At 70.2% G+C, this 19557-nt stretch carries 18 protein-coding genes; 12 read left to right on the top strand and 6 right to left on the bottom strand.

Annotation, left to right across the window (positions count from 1 at the left end; all coding sequences use genetic code 11):
• The first annotated feature begins 1 nt into the window (after position 1).
• The 3 genes from secF to ABT057_RS21190 all read left to right on the top strand — a co-directional run bounded on the left by secF (position 2) and on the right by ABT057_RS21190 (position 4312).
• Complete coding sequence (gene secF, locus ABT057_RS21200) at positions 2-1093, top strand: protein translocase subunit SecF (protein ID WP_352344627.1); 1092 nt, start codon at positions 2-4, stop codon at positions 1091-1093.
• Entirely contained in the window at positions 1090-1629 is a 540-nt protein-coding gene (locus tag ABT057_RS21195) for an adenine phosphoribosyltransferase (RefSeq protein WP_352344626.1), read from the top strand. The genes secF and ABT057_RS21195 overlap by 4 nt, the downstream gene beginning before the upstream one ends.
• 184 nt (positions 1630-1813) lie before the next feature.
• Complete coding sequence (locus ABT057_RS21190) at positions 1814-4312, top strand: RelA/SpoT family protein (protein ID WP_352344625.1); 2499 nt, start codon at positions 1814-1816, stop codon at positions 4310-4312.
• Between the two features lie 57 nt (positions 4313-4369).
• Here ABT057_RS21190 and ABT057_RS21185 read toward each other — a convergent pair whose 3' ends face one another.
• Together ABT057_RS21185 and ABT057_RS21180 are read right to left on the bottom strand one after the other, a co-directional pair.
• Positions 4370-5599 (bottom strand): DUF349 domain-containing protein, encoded by a 1230-nt coding sequence (locus ABT057_RS21185; protein WP_352344624.1) that lies wholly within the window; start codon positions 5597-5599, stop codon positions 4370-4372.
• Positions 5600-5742: 143 nt separating this feature from the next.
• On the bottom strand, positions 5743-6564 hold the full coding sequence (locus ABT057_RS21180; RefSeq protein WP_352344623.1) for a peptidylprolyl isomerase: 822 nt from the start codon (positions 6562-6564) through the stop codon (positions 5743-5745).
• 151 nt (positions 6565-6715) lie between these two features.
• On the opposite strand from ABT057_RS21180, the gene ABT057_RS21175 reads away from it, so the two are divergent.
• Complete coding sequence (locus ABT057_RS21175; RefSeq protein ID WP_352344622.1) at positions 6716-7432, top strand: MBL fold metallo-hydrolase; 717 nt, start codon at positions 6716-6718, stop codon at positions 7430-7432.
• Positions 7433-7444: 12 nt separating this feature from the next.
• Entirely contained in the window at positions 7445-8707 is a 1263-nt protein-coding gene (gene hisS / locus ABT057_RS21170) for a histidine--tRNA ligase (protein ID WP_352344621.1), read from the top strand.
• Between the two features lie 31 nt (positions 8708-8738).
• On the opposite strand, the gene ABT057_RS21165 is transcribed toward hisS, so the two are convergent.
• Genes ABT057_RS21165 through ABT057_RS21150 form a run of 4 tightly spaced genes read right to left on the bottom strand, consistent with a single transcriptional unit; the run spans position 8739 to position 12281 of the window.
• Positions 8739-9362, bottom strand: a complete 624-nt coding sequence (locus tag ABT057_RS21165) for a response regulator (RefSeq protein WP_352344620.1) — start codon at positions 9360-9362, stop codon at positions 8739-8741.
• Positions 9359-10573, bottom strand: coding sequence for a sensor histidine kinase (locus tag ABT057_RS21160; protein WP_352344619.1), 1215 nt, complete (start codon positions 10571-10573; stop codon positions 9359-9361). Before ABT057_RS21160 ends, ABT057_RS21165 begins: the two co-directional genes overlap by 4 nt.
• Positions 10570-11418 (bottom strand): ABC transporter permease, encoded by an 849-nt coding sequence (locus ABT057_RS21155; protein WP_352344618.1) that lies wholly within the window; start codon positions 11416-11418, stop codon positions 10570-10572. The genes ABT057_RS21160 and ABT057_RS21155 overlap by 4 nt, the downstream gene beginning before the upstream one ends.
• Positions 11415-12281 (bottom strand): ABC transporter ATP-binding protein, encoded by an 867-nt coding sequence (locus tag ABT057_RS21150; protein WP_352344617.1) that lies wholly within the window; start codon positions 12279-12281, stop codon positions 11415-11417. The genes ABT057_RS21155 and ABT057_RS21150 overlap by 4 nt, the downstream gene beginning before the upstream one ends.
• A gap of 143 nt (positions 12282-12424) precedes the next feature.
• Between ABT057_RS21150 and ABT057_RS21145 the strand changes: the two genes are divergently transcribed.
• From ABT057_RS21145 to ruvX, 7 genes are all read left to right on the top strand, one after another.
• Entirely contained in the window at positions 12425-13084 is a 660-nt protein-coding gene (locus ABT057_RS21145) for a vitamin K epoxide reductase family protein (protein WP_352344616.1), read from the top strand.
• Positions 13085-13128: 44 nt separating this feature from the next.
• Positions 13129-14484, top strand: a complete 1356-nt coding sequence (locus ABT057_RS21140) for a replication-associated recombination protein A (RefSeq protein ID WP_352344615.1) — start codon at positions 13129-13131, stop codon at positions 14482-14484.
• Between the two features lie 302 nt (positions 14485-14786).
• Positions 14787-15401: a 30S ribosomal protein S4 gene (rpsD, locus tag ABT057_RS21135; protein ID WP_095754424.1), complete on the top strand. Its 615-nt coding sequence runs from the start codon at positions 14787-14789 to the stop codon at positions 15399-15401.
• 170 nt (positions 15402-15571) lie between these two features.
• Entirely contained in the window at positions 15572-16012 is a 441-nt protein-coding gene (locus ABT057_RS21130; protein ID WP_352344614.1) for a DUF948 domain-containing protein, read from the top strand.
• A 9-nt stretch (positions 16013-16021) separates the two neighbouring features.
• A complete protein-coding gene (locus ABT057_RS21125) occupies positions 16022-16387 on the top strand; it encodes a hypothetical protein (RefSeq protein ID WP_352344613.1) in 366 nt (121 codons plus the stop codon).
• Entirely contained in the window at positions 16387-19059 is a 2673-nt protein-coding gene (alaS, locus tag ABT057_RS21120; protein WP_352344612.1) for an alanine--tRNA ligase, read from the top strand. Before ABT057_RS21125 ends, alaS begins: the two co-directional genes overlap by 1 nt.
• 8 nt (positions 19060-19067) lie before the next feature.
• A complete protein-coding gene (ruvX, locus tag ABT057_RS21115) occupies positions 19068-19532 on the top strand; it encodes a Holliday junction resolvase RuvX (RefSeq protein ID WP_352344611.1) in 465 nt (154 codons plus the stop codon).
• The last annotated feature ends 25 nt before the right edge of the window (positions 19533-19557 follow it).

The following is a 19557-nucleotide window of genomic DNA, read 5'->3' as shown; positions in this document are numbered from 1 at the left end:
GATGTCGAAACTCGGTAACCTCGGCGCCCGACTGCACCGTGGCGAGATCAGCTACGACTTCATCGGTCACCGCAAGATCTGGTACGGCATCTCGATCCTGATCACCATCACCGCCATCGTCGGCCTGGCGGTGCGCGGCCTGAACATGGGCATCGACTTCCAGGGCGGCGCGGTCTTCACCACCGAGAAGACGAGTGTCTCCGTCTCCCAGGCCGAGGACTACGCGGAGAGCGCCTCCGGCCACCAGGCGGTGGTGCAGAAGCTCGGCAACGACACGCTGCGCATCCAGATCGCCGGCATGGACACCGAGCAGTCCGACGAGATCAAGACCGAGCTCGCCAAGGACTTCAAGGTCGACCCGGAGACGATCGCCGCCGACCTGGTCGGTCCCAGCTGGGGCGACCAGATCGCCAACAAGGCCTGGCAGGGCCTGGCGATCTTCATGGTGCTGGTCGTGATCTACCTGGCGATCGCGTTCGAGTGGCGCATGGCCATCGCGGCACTGGTCGCCCTGATCCACGACATCACCATCACGGTCGGCATCTACGCCCTCGTCGGCTTCGAGGTCACGCCCGGTACGGTGATCGGTCTGCTGACCATCCTCGGTTACTCGCTGTACGACACGGTCGTCGTCTTCGACTCCCTGAAGGAGCAGACGAAGGACCTCACCAAGCAGACCCGCTTCACCTACAGCGAGATCGCCAACCGCTCGATCAACGGCACCCTGGTGCGGTCGATCAACACCACGGTCGTCGCCCTGCTGCCGGTGGCGGGCCTGCTGTTCATCGGCGGCGGCGTGCTCGGCGCGGGCACACTCAACGACATCTCGCTGTCGCTGTTCGTCGGCCTCGCCGCCGGTGCCTACTCCTCGATCTTCATCGCCACGCCGCTCGTCGCCGACCTCAAGGAGCGCGAGCCGCAGGTCAAGGCCCTGAAGAAGCGCGTCCTGGCCAAGCGGGCGCAGGCCGCCGCCGAGGAGGAACTCGCCGAGGTCCGTTCGCACCCCGGTGACCCCGGTGACCCCGAGGACGCCGCCGCGGCCGTCGTCGGACCGCGCAGCACCCGTCGCCGTCCCTCCGGGAAGCGTCGATGACCGACGTCAAGGAGCTCCTGCTCAGCCGCATCCGCGAGGTCGCCGACTACCCGGAGCCGGGCGTGATGTTCAAGGACATCACCCCGCTCCTGGCGGACCCCGCGGCGTTCACCGCACTCACCGACGCGTTCGCCGAGATCGCCGGGCGCACCGGCGCCACCAAGCTCGTCGGCCTGGAGGCCCGGGGCTTCATCCTGGGCGCTCCGGTCGCCGTCCGGGCCGGCCTGGGCTTCATCCCGGTCCGCAAGGCGGGCAAGCTCCCCGGAGCCACCCTCGCCCAGGCCTACGACCTGGAGTACGGCTCGGCGGAGATCGAGGTGCACGCCGAGGACCTCAGCGCGGAGGACCGGATCCTGATCGTCGACGACGTGCTCGCCACCGGCGGCACCGCCGAGGCGGCGATCCGGCTGATCCACCGCGCGGGCGCCGAGGTCGCGGGAGTCGCCGTCCTGATGGAGCTCGCGTTCCTCGACGGCCGCCCCCGCCTGGAGGCGGCGCTCGGCGGGGCCCCGCTGGAGGCGCTGCTGACCGTCTGAGCGGACGGTCCGAAAACCGTCGTACGCCAAGAGGGCGGGCCCGGAGGAATCCGGCGCCCGCCCCTTGTGTTTCTCCGGTAGACAGCCCTCACATCGGCCTGAAGGCGATCCCCGAGCCCGGGATCGCTACGATGGGTGCTCCGGAGCCTGACCGGGGGACCCGGATCGCGCACGAGGAGCCCTCTTGCCAGACGAGGCCCAGCACCTGACCGCCGCCAAGCCCGAGTCCGCATCGGCGCCCGCGGCCACGTCCGCGCATGCCGACGCCCGCGGGCCGGTCGAGCACGACCGCTCCGCGCCCGGCGACAAGCCGGCCGAGCAGGCCCGCCCCAAGCCGGCCCCGCCCGAGCGCCCGGCCGGGGCGGCCCAGCAGCCCGCCCGCTCCGGCTCCTCCAACCGTGTCCGTGCCCGCCTCGCCCGCCTCGGTGTCCAGCGCGCGAACCCCTACAACCCGGTCCTGGAGCCGCTGCTGCGGATAGTGCGCAGCAACGACCCCAAGACCGAGACGGCGACGCTGCGCCAGATCGAGAAGGCCTACCAGGTCGCCGAGCGCTGGCACCGCGGCCAGAAGCGCAAGAGCGGCGACCCGTACATCACCCACCCGCTCGCGGTGACCACGATCCTCGCCGAACTCGGCATGGATCCGGCCACCCTCATGGCGGGTCTGCTCCACGACACCGTCGAGGACACCGAGTACGGCCTCGACGACCTGCGCCGCGACTTCGGCGACGTGGTCGCCCTGCTCGTCGACGGCGTCACCAAGCTGGACAAGGTCAAGTTCGGCGAGGCCGCGCAGGCCGAGACCGTGCGCAAGATGGTCGTCGCCATGGCCAAGGACCCGCGCGTCCTGGTCATCAAGCTCGCCGACCGCCTGCACAACATGCGCACCATGCGTTACCTCAAGCGCGAGAAGCAGGAGAAGAAGGCCCGCGAGACCCTCGAGATCTACGCGCCGCTCGCTCACCGCCTCGGCATGAACACCATCAAGTGGGAACTGGAGGACCTCGCCTTCGCGATCCTCTACCCCAAGATGTACGACGAGATCGTACGGCTGGTGGCCGAAAGGGCACCGAAGCGTGACGAGTACCTGGCCATAGTGACCGACGAGGTCCAGTCCGACCTGCGGGCCGCCCGCATCAAGGCGACCGTCACCGGCCGCCCGAAGCACTACTACAGCGTCTACCAGAAGATGATCGTCCGCGGCCGGGACTTCGCGGAGATCTACGACCTGGTGGGCATCCGCGTCCTGGTGGACACCGTCCGCGACTGCTACGCGGCCCTGGGCACCGTCCACGCCCGCTGGAACCCGGTTCCGGGGCGGTTCAAGGACTACATCGCGATGCCCAAGTTCAACATGTACCAGTCGCTGCACACCACGGTCATCGGCCCCAACGGCAAGCCGGTCGAACTCCAGATCCGAACGTTCGACATGCACCGCCGCGCCGAGTACGGCATCGCCGCGCACTGGAAGTACAAGCAGGAGGCAGTCGCCGGCGCCTCCAAGGTCCGTACCGACGTGCCCAAGGCGGGCAAGGGCAAGGACGACCACCTCAACGACATGGCGTGGCTGCGCCAGCTGCTCGACTGGCAGAAGGAGACCGAGGACCCCAGCGAGTTCCTGGAGTCCCTGCGCTTCGACCTGTCGCGCAACGAGGTCTTCGTCTTCACCCCGAAGGGTGATGTCATCGCGCTTCCCGCCGGTGCCACGCCCGTGGACTTCGCGTACGCCGTCCACACCGAGGTCGGCCACCGCACCATAGGAGCCCGGGTCAACGGCAGGCTCGTACCGCTGGAATCCACCCTGGACAACGGCGACCTGGTGGAGGTCTTCACCTCCAAGGCGGCCGGCGCCGGTCCGTCCCGCGACTGGCTGGGCTTCGTCAAGTCGCCGCGGGCCCGCAACAAGATCCGGGCGTGGTTCTCCAAGGAGCGCCGCGACGAGGCGATCGAGCAGGGCAAGGACGCCATCGCGCGCGCGATGCGCAAGCAGAACCTGCCCATCCAGCGCATCCTGACCGGCGACTCGCTGGTCACGCTCGCCCACGAGATGCGCTACCCGGACATCTCCTCGCTGTACGCGGCGATCGGCGAGGGCCATGTGGCCGCGCAGAACGTCGTGCAGAAGCTGGTGCAGGCGCTCGGCGGCGAGGAGGCGGCCACCGAGGAGATGGACGAGGCGGTCCCGCCGTCGCACGGCCGCAGCCGCAAGCGGCGCAGCAACCAGGACCCCGGTGTCGTGGTCAAGGGCGTCGACGACGTGTGGGTGAAGCTGGCCCGCTGCTGCACGCCCGTCCCCGGCGACCCGATCATCGGTTTCGTCACGCGCGGTAGTGGCGTATCGGTTCACCGCAGCGACTGCGTCAACGTGGAGTCACTGTCCCGCGAGCCGGAGCGCATCCTCGAGGTCGAGTGGGCGCCCACCCAGTCCTCGGTCTTCCTGGTCGCCATCCAGGTCGAGGCGCTGGACCGGTCCCGGCTGCTGTCCGACGTCACCCGCGTCCTGTCCGACCAGCACGTCAACATCCTCTCCGCGGCCGTCCAGACCTCCCGCGACCGGGTGGCCACCTCCCGCTTCACCTTCGAGATGGGCGACCCGAAACACCTGGGGCACGTCCTGAAGGCCGTACGGGGCGTGGAGGGCGTGTACGACGTCTATCGCGTGACGTCGGCCCGCCGGCCCTGACAGCGCACGAGAGAGGGCCCGTACGGCACGTACGGGCCCTCTCTCGTGTCCGAGGCGTCAGCCGCCGAACTCCTGCAGACCCTTCAGAGCCTGGTCCAGCAGGGCCTGGCGGCCCTCCAGTTCGCGCTCCAGCTTGTCGGCACGGGCGGTGTTGCCCTGGGCGCGGGCCTGCTCGATCTGCGCCCTCAGCTTGTCCACCGCGGCCTGCAGCTGCCCGGTCAGACCCTCGGCACGCGCGCGTGCCTCCGGGTTCGTCCGGCGCCACTCGGCCTCCTCGGCCTCCTGGAGCGCCCGCTCCACGGTGTGCATCCGGCCCTCGACCTTCGGCCGGGCGTCCCGCGGGACGTGGCCGATGGCCTCCCAGCGCTCGTTGATCGAGCGGAACGCGGCACGCGCCGACTTCAGGTCACCGATCGGGAGGAGCTTCTCGGCCTCCTCGGCCAGCTCCTCCTTCAGCTTGAGGTTCTCGGACTGCTCGGCGTCGCGCTCGGCGAAGACCGAGCTGCGGGCCGCGAAGAAGACGTCCTGGGCGCCGCGGAAGCGGTTCCACAGGTCGTCCTCGTGCTCGCGCTGGGCGCGGCCCGCGGCCTTCCAGTCGGCCATCAGCTCGCGGTAGCGAGCGGCCGTCGGACCCCAGTCCGTCGAGCCCGACAGTGACTCCGCCTCGGCGACCAGCCGCTCCTTCGTCCGGCGGGCCTCCTCGCGCTGCGCGTCCAGCTGCGCGAAATGGGCCTTGCGGCGCTTGGAGAACGCCGAGCGGGCGTGCGAGAAGCGGTGCCACAGCTCGTCGTCCGACTTGCGGTCGAGACGCGGCAGACCCTTCCAGGTGTCCACCAGGGCCCGCAGCCGCTCTCCGGCCGCCCGCCACTGGTCCGACTGCGCCAGCTGCTCCGCCTCGGTGACCAGGTCCTCCTTGGCCTTGCGGGCCTCGTCGGACTGGCGGGCCCGCTGCTGCTTGCGCTCCTCGCGGCGTGAATCGACCGTCTGCACCAGCTTGTCCAGCCGGGTGCGCAGCGCGTCCAGGTCACCGACCGCGTGGTGTGCGTCGACCTGCTCGCGGATGTGGTCGATCGCCACCTGGGCGTCCTTCGCCGACAGATCGGTCGTCTGCACGCGCTTCTCGAGGAGGCCGATCTCGACAACCAGGCCCTCGTACTTGCGCTCGAAGTAGGCCAGTGCCTCATCGGGGGAGCCTGCCTGCCACGAACCGACGACCTGCTCGCCGTCGGCCGTACGCACGTACACGGTCCCCGTCTCGTCGACGCGGCCCCACGGGTCGCTGCTCACAGCGCCTCCTCCACATGATGCCTCCGAGGGGCTTCGGCGCCCCTGGGCATCGTCCACAGTTTCGTCACGGCCAACATAGGCGACCGGCGGGGCGCCTGTCCGCATCCAGCGCGACCGAAATTACGCGGCCCGCCACCCGCTCGTCAGGACTTCGTGACCGTCGCTTTGTTGATCACGACCGTCGCGTTGGGGGCGCCGTCACCTGCACCGGTGTTCTCGCCCGCGGCGGCGATCTTCTTCAGGACCTTCATGCCCGCGGCCGACAACGTACCGAACGGGGTGTAGCTCGGCGGGAGCTGGCTGTCCTGGTAGACGAGGAAGAACTGACTGCCGCCGGTGTGCGCCTGGCCGGTGTTGGCCATCGCGACCGTGCCCGCCGGGTAGACGTTGTCCTTGAGGCTCTTGTCCTTCAGGTTCTCGTCCGGGATGGTGTAGCCCGGCCCGCCGCTGCCCGTTCCGGTCGGGTCGCCGCACTGCAGCACGTAGATGCCGTTGGTGGTGAGCCGGTGGCACTTCGTGTGGTCGAAGAAGCCCTTGTTCGCGAGGAAGTCGAACGAGTTGACCGTGTGCGGGGCCGCGGCCGTCTTCAGCGCTATGCCGATGTCACCGCACGTCGTCGCCAGCGTCATCGTGTAGTCCGCGGACTTGTCGATGGTGACCGACGGCTCCTTCTTCCAGCTCAGCTTCTTGACCGAGCCGGCGGCGGCCTTCTCGCACGGGTCCTTCGCGGCGCTGGGCGAGGCGGACGGGGAGGCCTCCGCGCTGGTGTTCGTCTTGTCGTCCTTGTCGTCCTTCAGGACGCCCGTCGTGTAGAGCGTGAGGCTGCCCACCAGGATCACGCCGAGCACCGACGCGATCACCGAGTTGCGCACGCGAGCCTTGCGCCGCGCCGCAGTGCGGCGCTGCTGCTGCCGCAAGAACTTCTCCCGGGCGAGCTGACGCTTGCGCTGTTCCTGGGTGACCACCGGGTTCTCTCCTCATGCGTCTCGTACGTCGACCGCTTGCGTGTGCCCCGTACCGTATATGGGTTCGCTGAGGAATCGGCAGCGCCGGTAGGCTCTGACAGCGGTGGTTGCCGCTTTTGAACCTCCCGTATCGACACAACGAAGGACGATCGTGCTCATTGCCGGGTTCCCCGCCGGGGCCTGGGGGACGAACTGTTATCTCGTCGCCCCCGCCGCCGGTGAGGAGTGCGTGATCATCGACCCGGGCCACCAGGCGGCCCCCGGAGTCGAGGAAGCACTGAAGAAGCATCGGCTCAAGCCCGTCGCCGTCGTCCTCACCCACGGCCACATCGACCATGTGGCCTCGGTCGTCCCGGTGTGCGGCGCGCACGACGTGCCCGCCTGGATCCACCCCGAGGACCGCTTCATGATGGCCGACCCCGAGAAGGCGCTCGGCCGTTCCATCGGGATGCCGCTGATGGGCGAGCTGACCGTGGGGGAGCCGGACGACGTCCGGGAACTGACCGACGGCGCCAGGCTGGAGCTGGCGGGTCTGGAGCTCTCCGTGGCGCACGCGCCGGGCCATACCAAGGGGTCGGTGACCTTCCGGATGCCCGAGACCGCCGAGATCCCCTCGGTGTTCTTCTCCGGGGATCTGCTGTTCGCCGGCTCCATCGGACGCACCGACCTGCCCGGCGGTGACATGGCCGAGATGCTCGACTCGCTGGCCCGCGTGTGCCTGCCGCTCGACGACTCGACCGTGGTGCTGTCCGGTCACGGCCCCCAGACGACCATCGGCCAGGAGCGCGCCACCAATCCGTATCTGCGGCAGGTGGCGGCCCCCGGCCAGGGAGCGGGCCCCGCGGCCCCTCCCCGACGAGGAATGTGACGAGAGACTTCCGTGAGCACCTTCAAGGCCCCCAAGGGCACGTACGACCTTCTGCCGCCCGACTCCGCCAGGTACCTCGCCGTCCGTGAAGCGATCGCCGCGCCGCTGCGCACCTCCGGCTACGGCTACGTCGAGACGCCCGGCTTCGAGAGCGTCGAGCTGTTCGCACGCGGTGTCGGCGAGTCCACCGACATCGTGACCAAGGAGATGTACGCCTTCGAGACCAAGGGCGGCGACAGGCTCGCCCTGCGCCCCGAGGGCACGGCTTCCGTCCTGCGCGCGGCCCTCGAGGCCAATCTCCACAAGCTGGGCAACCTCCCGGTCAAGCTCTGGTACTCCGGCTCGTACTACCGCTACGAGCGCCCCCAGAAGGGCCGCTACCGCCACTTCTCGCAGGTCGGCGCCGAGGCGATCGGAGCGGAGGACCCGGCTCTGGACGCCGAGCTGATCATCCTGGCCGACCAGGCGTACCGCTCGCTGGGCCTGAGGAACTTCCGCATCCTGCTGAACAGCCTGGGCGACAAGGAGTGCCGGCCCGTCTACCGGGCCGCCCTCCAGGACTTCCTGCGCGGACTCGACCTGGACGAGGACACCCTCCGGCGCGCCGAGATCAACCCGCTGCGCGTCCTGGACGACAAGCGGGAGTCGGTCCAGAAGCAGCTCGGGGACGCCCCGCTGCTGCGCGACTACCTCTGCGACGCCTGCAAGGCGTACCACGAGGAGGTCCGTGAGCTGATCACGGCGGCGGGCGTCGCCTTCGAGGACGACCCGAAGCTGGTCCGCGGTCTCGACTACTACACGCGGACGACCTTCGAGTTCGTCCACGACGGTCTGGGCTCCCAGTCCGCGGTGGGCGGCGGCGGCCGCTACGACGGACTGTCCGAGATGATCGGCGGCCCCGCGCTGCCGTCCGTGGGCTGGGCCCTGGGCGTCGACCGCACGGTCCTCGCCCTGGAGGCGGAGGGCGTCGAGCTCGATCTCCCGTCCGCGACGTCCGTCTTCGCGGTCCCGCTCAGCGAGGACGCCCGCAGGCTGCTGTTCGCCAAGGTCACGGAGCTGCGCAAGCTCGGGGTCGCGGCGGACTTCTCCTACGGTGCCAAGGGCCTCAAGAGCGCCATGAAGAACGCCAACCGCAGCGGGGCCCGCTACGCGCTCATCGCCGGCGAACGCGACCTCGCCGAAGGAGTCGTCCAGCTCAAGGACATGGAGTCCGGGGAGCAGGTGGCGATCGGCGTGAACGAGATCGTGGCGGAACTGGAGTCGAGGCTGGGCTGAGCCCGGCGGAGTGAGGGGGCCCGGAGCCCCCTCACTCCAGCAACCCGAACCGCATCGCGCTCGTCACCGCCGCCGTCCGGTCGTCCACGCCCAGCTTGGCGAAGACGCGCAGGAGGTACGTCTTCACCGTCGACTCGCCGATGAAGAGGTGGCGTCCGATCTCGGCGTTGGTGCAGCCCTCCGCCACCAGCCGCAGTACCGCGGTCTCGCGCTCCGACAGGCGGGGGCGTTCCGGTCTGGCGCGGAGCCGGTCCACCAGCCGCGCCGCCACCGACGGGGCGAGCACCGTCTCGCCGCGCGCCGCCGCCCGTACCGCCTCCGCCAGTTGCCCCCGGGGCAGGTCCTTCAGCAGGTAGCCCGCCGCGCCCGCCTCCACGGCCCGCAGGATGTCCCGGTCCGTCTCGTAGGTCGTCAGGACGATCACCCGGCAGGGCAGACCCGCCTCCGTCATCCGCACGATCGACTCCACACCCCCGCCGCCCGGCATCCGCAGGTCCATCAGCACGATGTCGGGCCGCAGTTCGGCCGCCAGCGCCTCCGCCCGCGGTCCGCTCTCCGCGTCGGCGACGACCTCCAGATCCGGCTCGGCGCTCAGCATCGCCCGAAGCCCCTCCCGCACCACTGGATGATCGTCGGCCAGGATGATCCGGATCACGGAACCCTCTCCTCACACCGGTCCAGGTCCACCGGGACCGGCAGCCGGACCGTCACCGTCGTACCCTCGCCGGGCGCACTGTGCACCCGGGCCGTCCCGCCGACCTCCGCGGCCCGCGCCCGCAGCCCCGCCAGACCGTATCCGTCCGGGGCGTCGGACGGTTCGAAGCCGCAGCCGTCGTCCCGGACCGACAGGGTGAGCCCCTCGTCGTCGTACGTCAGCGAGATCACCGCCCGCGCCGAACTCCCCGCGTGGCGCCGGGCGTTGGTCAGTGCCTCCTGGCAGGAGCGCAGCGCCACCACCTCGGGTCCGGCGGGCAGCGCGCGCACCGGGCCGGAGACCTCGAGCGCCGCCCCCTGCCGTTCGGCCAGCCGGCCCAGCGCGTCCGGCAGGGACGTCCCGGCCAGGTCGGCCGGGGCGCCGCCCGCGACCAGGGCACGGGCCTCGGCCAGGTTCTGCCGGGCCGTCTCATCCATCAGCCGCAGATGGACGCGGGCCCGGTCCGTGTCCGTCTCCAGTTCCGCGTCCACCGCCTGGGTCAGCATCAGCAGGCTGGTGAAGCCCTGCGCGAGCGTGTCGTGGATCTCGCGCGCCATGCGCTCGCGCTCCGCGAGGGCGCCGTGGGCCGCCGACAGCCGTGCCACCTCGGAACGGCTGGCGGCCAACTCCGCGATCAGGTCAGCCCGTTCGATGCTCTGCTCGATGATCCGGATGATCCAGCTGCCGACCGCCGCCGAGAAGACGAAGGAGACCAGGGCGAAGAGGCCGCCCAGGAACACGTCCCGGCCGTCGGGCCGCCACAGCAGGGCCCAGCCCGCCACCGGCGCGATGTTGATGACGGCCACCGAGGCCAGCGCCGGGCGGAGCGTCATGGTCATGAAGCACTGGGGGACCAGCGCGAACGCCATCAGCTGCGTCTCACCGACCAGAACCCCCGACGGCAGGAACAGCGCCATCCCGCCCACGAGATACCGCAGCGCCCTGGGGTCGTCCGGCACCGGATCGCCCACCAGCAGGGGACGGCCCACCACCGCGTACCAGGGCGCCAGCAGGAACAGCAGCGCCGCGGCGACCGTGCGGACGGGCCACCCCGGACGGTCCGTGCCGAGCACGGTCACCAGGGTGGCGGCCCAGACCAGCGCGAAGTACACGTCCCAGATACGGAAGGAACCGTCCCAGATGTGCGTGCCGGCCTCGGACCGGCCGCTCATCCGTCGCGCCGGTTCTTCCAGCGGAAGGTCAGCAGACACAGCACCAATCCTCCGACGCACCACGCCCCGAGGACCAGGGCCACGCGTCCGAACTCCCAGCCCCCCGCCTGCTCCAGGACCCGCGCCGACTCCGGCAGGAACACCCCGCGCAGCCCCTGGCACATCCACTTCAGCGGGAAGAGCGCCCCCACGGACAGCATCCAGTCCGGGATCGTGTCGATCGCGATGTACACCCCGGAGATGAACTGCAGCACCAGGAAGGGGAGTACGACCACGGACGTCGCGCTCTTGGCCGACCGGGGGACCGAACTGACCGCGATGCCCAGCAGCGCGCACGCCGTCAGGCCGAGGACGAAGATCCAGGCGAAGTCGGACCAACGCGCCGCCGACGACGGCAGGTCGACGTCGTACAGCGTCGTGCCGACGAGCAGCAGTACGGCCGTCTCCAGCGCTCCCGTGACGAGAACCAGCCAGATCTTGCCGAGGAAGTAGGCGGCCGGCGGCATCGGCGTGCCGCGCAGCCGGCGCAGCACCTTCTCGTCCCGTTCGACGGCGATCGAGATGCCCAGGGACTGGAAACTCGTCGACATGATGCCGGCGGCCGTCATCGCCGGGACGTACAGCTGCGAGGCCGTGATGCCCGCGCCGCTGACGTCGTCCTTGAAGATCGACGCGAAGAGGAACAGGAAGACGACCGGGAAGGCGAAGGTGAAGACCACCTGCTCGCGCTGGCGGAAGAACTGCTTCAGTTCGAGTACGCCCCGGTGCAGGCCGAGCGTCCAGGCCGTCGGCAGGCGGCCGGACGTGGCCGCGGTCGTGGTCCGGGGGTGTGCGGCGGTCGTCATCGCGGGTCCTCCTGGCCGGTCAGCCGGAGGTAGACGTCCTCCAGTGTGGGGCGGGTGACCGTCAGCCCCGGGATCTCGCCGTCGAAGCGCCGCGTGAGCTCGGCGACCGTCCGGGTCGGGGTGTCGGTGTGCGTGCTGCGCGCGGTGCCGTCGGCCTCCGTCCAGGCGACCGTGGCGCCCGTGCCGTGCCGCTCCCGCAGGACGGCCGGTTCGCCCGCGGCGACCACCCGGCCCTCGGCGACGACCGCGAGCCGGTCGGCGAGCGCCTCCGCCTCCTCCAGGTAGTGCGTGGTCAGCAGGATCGTCGTGCCCTCGGCCGCGAGGGTGCGGACGAGGTCCCAGAACTGCCGGCGGGCGGCCGGGTCGAATCCGGTCGTCGGCTCGTCGAGGAGCAGCAGGTCCGGGTCGCCGATCACGCCGAGCGCCACGTCGAGCCGCCGCCGCTGGCCGCCCGAGAGCGACTTCGTGCGGCTGTCCGCCTTCGCCTCGAGACCGACCAGACCGATCACCTGTTCCGGGTCGCGCGGCCTCGGGTAGTAGCGCGCGAAATGCCGTACGGTCTCGCGGACCGTCAACTCCGCGGGCGCCGATTCGTCCTGCCAGACGATTCCGACACGTGCACGCCACGCGCGCGTACCCGTCGCGGGATCCGCGCCCAGCACCCTGACGTCGCCGGCGTCCCGGCCGCGGTGCCCCTGGAGGATCTCCACCGTGGTGCTCTTGCCCGCGCCGTTCGGTCCGAGCAGGCCGAACACCTCGCCCGTGCGGATCTCCAGGTCGACGCCGTCCACCGCGGTCACGTCCCCGTACCGCTTGCGCAGCCCCCGGACGTCCACCGCGAGTTCCTTCGCGTGTGTTGTCATGGTTCGAGGCTCGACCGGAACCGAACATCCGGGGACGACCGTGCGTACTTCCTTATGTCCACCGAACGGTGGACACCGGGCCCGGTGCGGCACAATGGCCCGTGCCCGAAGATGGTCCAACTCCCAAGTGACGGATCGGCGTGATGAGCAAGACGACAGTCAAAGACGTCTCCACGGAGTCCGAGCCCGAGCGCGTCGCCGCGTCCGAGCCCCGGACGGTGGGCGGCAGCCGTGCCTTCGCGATCCTGCTGCTGATCACCGGTGCGGCCGGACTGCTCGCCGCGTGGGTCATCACGATCGACAAGTTCAAACTGCTCGAGGCCAAGGTCGCAGGCACGACCTTCACCCCCGGCTGCAGCCTGAACCCCGTGGTGTCCTGCGGCAGCGTGATGGAGTCCAAGCAGGCCGCCGCCTTCGGCTTCCCCAACCCGATGCTCGGCCTGGTCTGCTACGGCATCGTCATCTGCGTCGGCATGAGCCTGCTGGCCCGTGCCCGCTTCCCGCGCTGGTACTGGCTCACCTTCAACTTCGGCACGCTCTTCGGCGTCGCCTTCTGCACCTGGCTGCAGTTCCAGTCCCTGTACCGGATCAACGCCCTGTGCCTGTGGTGCTCGCTGGCCTGGGTCGCCACGATCACCATGTTCTGGTACGTGACCTCCTTCAACATCCGCAACAGCCTCCTGCCCGCGCCCGGCTGGCTGAAGAGCTTCTTCGGCGAGTTCACCTGGGTCGTGCCCGTGCTGCACATCGGCATCATCGGCATGCTGATCCTGACCCGCTGGTGGGAGTTCTGGACCAGCTGACGGTCCCCGCCGCGTTGTCGGTGGCGTGATTTAGGGTTTGGAGCGTGGAGCCCGACCTGTTCACCGCCGCCGCAGAAGAACGCCAGGAGAAGGACCCCGCGGGGAGCCCCCTGGCGGTGCGGATGCGCCCGCGCACCCTCGACGAGGTCGTGGGCCAGCAGCACCTGCTGAAGCCGGGGTCACCCCTGCGCCGCCTGGTCGGCGAGGGCGCGGGGGGCCCGGCCGGACCGTCCTCGGTGATCCTCTGGGGCCCGCCCGGCACCGGCAAGACCACCCTGGCCTACGTCGTGTCGAAGGCGACGAACAAGCGGTTCGTGGAGCTCTCCGCGATCACCGCCGGCGTCAAGGAGGTCCGCGCGGTCATCGACGGCGCCCGCCGCGCCACCGGCGGCTACGGCAAGGAGACCGTCCTCTTCCTCGACGAGATCCACCGCTTCAGCAAGGCCCAGCAGGACTCCCTCCTGCCGGCCGTCGAGAACCGCTGGGTGACCCTGATCGCGGCGACCACCGAGAACCCGTACTTCTCCGTGATCTCCCCGCTCCTGTCCCGCTCCCTGCTGCTCACCCTCGAACCCCTCACGGACGACGACCTGCGCGGGCTCATCAGGCGTGCTCTGGCCGACGACCGAGGCCTCAAGGCGTCCTGCACCCTCCCCGAGGACACCGAGGCCCACCTCCTGCGCATCGCCGGCGGCGACGCCCGCCGCGCCCTGACCGCCCTGGAGGCCGCCGCCGGGGCCGCCCTCGACCAGGGCGAGAGCGAGATCAGCCTCCAGACCCTGGAGCAGACGGTCGACCGGGCGGCGGTGAAGTACGACCGTGACGGCGACCAGCACTACGACGTCGCCAGCGCCCTCATCAAGTCCATTCGCGGCTCCGACGTCGACGCCGCCCTGCACTACCTGGCCCGCATGATCGAGGCCGGCGAGGACCCCCGCTTCATCGCCCGCCGTCTGATGATCTCCGCCAGCGAGGACATCGGCCTCGCCGATCCGAACGCGCTGCCGACCGCCGTCGCCGCCGCCCAGGCCGTCGCCATGATCGGCTTCCCCGAGGCCGCGCTCACCCTCAGCCACGCCACCATCGCCCTGGCCCTGGCCCCCAAGTCCAACGCCGCGACCACCGCGATCGGCGCCGCCCTGGACGACGTCCGCAAGGGACTGGCCGGCCCGGTCCCGCCGCATCTGCGCGACGGGCACTACAAGGGCGCCGCCAAGCTCGGCCACGCCCAGGGGTACGTGTACCCGCACGACCTGCCGGAGGGCATCGCCGCCCAGCAGTACGCCCCGGACGCGATCAAGGACCGGGAGTACTACACCCCCACCCGGCACGGCTCGGAGGCGCGGTACGCGGACGCGGTGGAATGGACCAGGAAGCACCTCGGTCGCAAGCGGGACTGAGCACCCTGTAAACTCGTCCGCAGCGCCGCGTCCCGCGCAGTCAGAGCGGGACAGTCGGCCGGAGTCCCGGTCCCCCGTGGACCGGCTCCAGGAGCGTCGCGCACCGTCGATTCGGTGTCGCGGGCAGCCCACCACCACCCGGGGTTCCGGGCCGGTCGGTGGGCCACTCGCGTGCTGCACGTATGTGCCCAGACCAGGGGAGCGGCTACCCACCAGGTCCCTCGCGGACCCGGCGGGATTCCCCGGCTGCGGATGCGACCTCCCATAACCCTGACAAGCCGAGTACTAGGAAATGAGAGATCGTGGCGAACCAGTCCCGCCCCAAGGTCAAGAAGTCGCGTGCCCTCGGCATCGCGCTGACCCCGAAGGCCGTCAAGTACTTCGAGGCCCGTCCCTACCCGCCGGGTGAGCACGGCCGTGGCCGCAAGCAGAACTCGGACTACAAGGTCCGTCTGCTCGAGAAGCAGCGTCTGCGCGCGCAGTACGACGTGTCCGAGCGCCAGCTCGTCCGCGCCTACGAGCGTGCCTCCAAGGTCCAGGGCAAGACCGGTGAGGCCCTGATCATCGAGCTCGAGCGCCGTCTCGACGCCCTGGTCCTGCGTTCGGGCATCGCCCGCACCATCTACCAGGCCCGTCAGATGGTCGTGCACGGCCACATCGAGGTCAACGGCCAGAAGGTCGACAAGCCGTCCTTCCGCGTCAAGCCCGACGACGTCGTGATGGTCCGCGAGCGCAGCCGCGAGAAGACCCTCTTCTCCATCGCCCGTGAGGGCGGCTTCGCCCCCGACGGCGAGACCCCGCGCTACCTCCAGGTGAACCTCCGCGCCCTGGCCTTCCGCCTGGACCGTGAGCCGAACCGCAAGGAGATCCCGGTGATCTGCGACGAGCAGCTCGTCGTCGAGTACTACGCCCGCTGATCCACCGGCGGCCGTAGGACTCCTGCGCCCAGGCCCGTCGTCCCCTCCGCCCTTCGGGCGGGCGGAGCGACGGGCCTTCGCGCACCCCTAATCCGGTACGGACCGGCAGCGTCGGCGCGATAGGCTCGCCCCCAGAGATACGTGTTCACACAACAGGGAGCGGGTGCGCGGTGTCCGGTGGCGAGGTGGCCGGGATCCTGGTGGCCGTCTTCTGGGCGATCCTGGTCTCCTTCCTCGCCGTCGCGCTGGCGAGGCTGGCCCAGACGCTCAGGGCGACCACCAAGCTGGTCGCGGACGTGACCGACCAGGCCGTCCCGCTGCTGGCCGACGCCTCCGCCGCCGTCCGCTCCGCGCAGACCCAGATCGACCGGGTCGACGCGATCGCCTCCGACGTCCAGGAGGTCACGTCGAACGCCTCCGCGCTCTCGACGACCGTCGCCTCCACCTTCGGCGGCCCCCTGGTGAAGGTCGCCGCCTTCGGGTACGGCGTACGCCGCGCCCTCGGCGGCCGAGGGGACGAGGCGCCCGCCGGCAAGCCCCGGCGCACCGTGATCGTGGGCCGGACGGTCTCCCGGCGCCAGAAGCGAAGCGCCCGTGGAAAGAGGGACTGAGGACCAGCCATGTTCCGCCGTACGTTCTGGTTCGGCACCGGCGTCGCCGCCGGTGTCTGGGCCACCACCAAGGTCAACCGGAAGCTGAAGCAGCTGACCCCCGAGAGCCTCGCCGCCTCCGCGGCGAACAAGGCACTCGAGACGGGAACGCGCATCAAGGACCGGGCGGTGGGATTCGCGCTCGACGTCCGCGACAACATGGCCCGGCGGGAGGCCGAGCTGGCGGACGCCCTCGGTATCCAGGAGGACCCCGGACTCCCGGCGCCCCGGCGGTTCGCCGCCATCGAGAACAACCGCAGCACCCCCAAGTACCCCAAGTCCCCCGAGCACATCGAGAACACGACGTACTCGTACAACCGGAATGAGGACCACTGATGGAGTCGGCCGAGATTCGCCGCCGCTGGCTGAGCTTCTTCGAGGAGCGCGGGCACACCGTCGTCCCTTCGGCGTCGCTCATCGCGGACGACCCGACTCTGCTCCTCGTCCCGGCCGGCATGGTTCCCTTCAAGCCCTACTTCCTGGGTGAGGTCAAGCCGCCGTGGTCGCGCGCCACCAGTGTGCAGAAGTGCGTGCGCACGCCCGACATCGAAGAGGTCGGCAAGACCACCCGGCACGGCACGTTCTTCCAGATGTGCGGCAACTTCTCCTTCGGCGACTACTTCAAGGAAGGCGCCATCAAGTACGCCTGGGAGCTGCTCACCAGCCCCCAGGACAAGGGCGGTTACGGCCTGGAGCCGGAGAAGCTCTGGATCACCGTGTACAAGGACGACGACGAGGCCGAGCGCATCTGGCACGAGGTCGTCGGCGTGCCGAAGGAGCGCATCCAGCGCCTCGGCATGAAGGACAACTACTGGTCCATGGGCGTTCCCGGCCCCTGCGGCCCCTGCTCCGAGATCAACTACGACCGCGGCCCCGAGTTCGGCGTCGAGGGCGGCCCCGCCGTCAACGACGAGCGGTACGTGGAGATCTGGAACCTCGTCTTCATGCAGTACGAGCGGGGCGAGGGCATCGGCAAGGACAACTTCGAGATCCTCGGCGAGCTGCCGAGCAAGAACATCGACACGGGCCTCGGCATGGAGCGCCTCGCCATGATTCTGCAGGGTGTGCAGAACATGTACGAGATCGACACCTCCATGGCCGTCATCAAGAAGGCCACCGAGCTGACCGGTGTCGAGTACGGCGACGCCCACGACTCCGACGTCTCCCTGCGCGTGGTCACCGACCACATGCGCACGTCGGTGATGCTCATCGGTGACGGCGTCACCCCCGGCAACGAGGGCCGCGGCTACGTCCTGCGCCGCATCATGCGCCGCGCCATCCGCAACATGCGCCTCCTCGGCGCCACCGGCCCGGTCGTCAAGGACCTCATCGACACCGTCATCGCGATGATGGGCCAGCAGTACCCGGAGCTGGTCACCGACCGCGAGCGCATCGAGAACGTCGCCCTTGCCGAGGAGGCCCGCTTCCTCAAGACCCTCAACGCCGGTACGAACGTCCTGGACGGCGCCGTCACCGAGACCAAGGCCGCCGGTTCCACCGTCCTGGCCGGTGACAAGGCCTTCCTGCTCCACGACACCTGGGGCTTCCCGATCGACCTCACCCTCGAGATGGCCGCCGAGCAGGGCCTCTCCGTGGACGAGGACGGCTTCCGCCGCCTGATGAAGGAGCAGCGGGAACGCGCCAAGGCCGACGCCCAGGCCAAGAAGACCGGCCACGCCGGTGCCGGTGCCTACCGTGAGATCGCCGACAAGGCCGGCGAGACCGAGTTCATCGGCTACGGGGACACCGAGGGCGAGTCCACCATCGTCGGCATCCTGGTCGACGGCGTCTCCTCCCCGGCCGCCACCGAGGGCGACGAGGTCGAGATCGTCCTCGACCGCACCCCGTTCTACGCCGAGGGCGGCGGCCAGATCGGCGACACCGGCCGCATCAAGGTGGGGTCCGGTGCCGTGGTCGAGATCCGCGACACCCAGAAGCCGGTCCCCGGCGTCTATGTTCACAAGGGTGTCGTCCAGGTCGGCGAGGTGACCGTCGGCGATCTCGTGCACGCCACGATCGACTCCCGTCGCCGCACGGCCATCGCCCGCGCCCACTCGGCCACCCACCTCACCCACCAGGCCCTGCGGGACGCCCTCGGCCCGACGGCCGCCCAGGCCGGTTCCGAGAACCAGCCCGGCCGCTTCCGCTTCGACTTCGGTTCCCCGTCCGCCGTTCCGACGGCCGTGATGACCGATGTCGAGCAGAAGATCAACGAGGTGCTCGCCCGTGACCTCGACGTGCGCGCCGACATCATGGGCATCGACGAGGCCAGGAAGCAGGGCGCCATCGCCGAGTTCGGCGAGAAGTACGGCGAGCGCGTGCGCGTCGTGACCATCGGCGACTTCTCCAAGGAACTGTGCGGTGGCACGCACGTCCACAACACCTCCCAGCTGGGCCTGGTGAAGCTGCTCGGCGAGTCGTCGATCGGCTCGGGTGTGCGCCGGATCGAGGCCCTCGTCGGCGTCGACGCCTACAACTTCCTCGCCCGTGAGCACACGGTCGTCGCCCAGCTCCAAGAGCTGATCAAGGGCCGTCCGGAGGAGCTCCCGGAGAAGGTCTCCGCCATGCTCGGCAAGCTGAAGGACGCCGAGAAGGAGATCGAGAAGTTCCGCGCCGAGAAGGTGCTGCAGGCCGCCGGCGGCCTGGTGGACTCCGCCAGGGACATTCACGGGGTCGCCGTGGTCACCGGCCGGGTCCCGGACGGCACGACCTCCGACGACCTGCGCAAACTGGTGCTCGACGTGCGTGGCCGGATCCAGGGCGGCCGGGCCGCCGTGGTCGCGCTGTTCACGGTCAACAACGGCAAGCCGCTGACGGTCATCGCCACCAACGAGGCCGCCCGCGAGCGCGGCCTGAAGGCCGGTGACCTGGTCCGTACGGCCGCCAAGACCCTCGGCGGCGGAGGTGGCGGCAAGCCGGACGTCGCGCAGGGCGGTGGCCAGAACCCGGCCGCGGTCGGCGAGGCCGTCGACGCCGTGGAGCGGCTCGTGGCGGAAACGGCCAAGTGAGCCGTCCGATGCGGAAGGGCCGTCGACTCGCGATCGACGTCGGGGACGTCCGGATCGGGGTCGCCTCGTGCGACCCCGACGGGATCCTCGCCACCCCGGTGGAGACGGTCCCCGGCCGCGACCTCCCCGCGGCTCACCGCCGGTTGCGGCAACTGGTCGAGGAGTACGAGCCGATCGAGGTCGTCGTCGGTCTCCCTCGCTCCCTCAAGGGGGGCGAGGGCCCGGCCGCGGTAAAGGTTCGGGGCTTCGCCCAGGAGCTGGCCAAGGGCATCGCGCCCGTCTCCGTACGCCTGGTCGACGAGCGGATGACGACCGTGACGGCCAGTCAGGGACTGCGCGCCTCGGGCGTGAAGACCAAGAAGGGCCGGTCGGTGATCGACCAGGCAGCCGCTGTGATCATCCTCCAGCAGGCCCTGGAATCCGAACGGGCGTCAGGTAAAGCACCGGGCGAGGGCGTCGAAGTGGTCATCTGATCGCGATACGGTAACGTTCCGCGTC

It is taken from the genome of Streptomyces sp. NPDC002588 (genome assembly GCF_040295925.1).
Taxonomy (GTDB): domain Bacteria; phylum Actinomycetota; class Actinomycetes; order Streptomycetales; family Streptomycetaceae; genus Streptomyces.
Note: the sequence above shows the minus strand (reverse complement) of the source record. Positions and strands in the feature narration are given on the sequence as shown.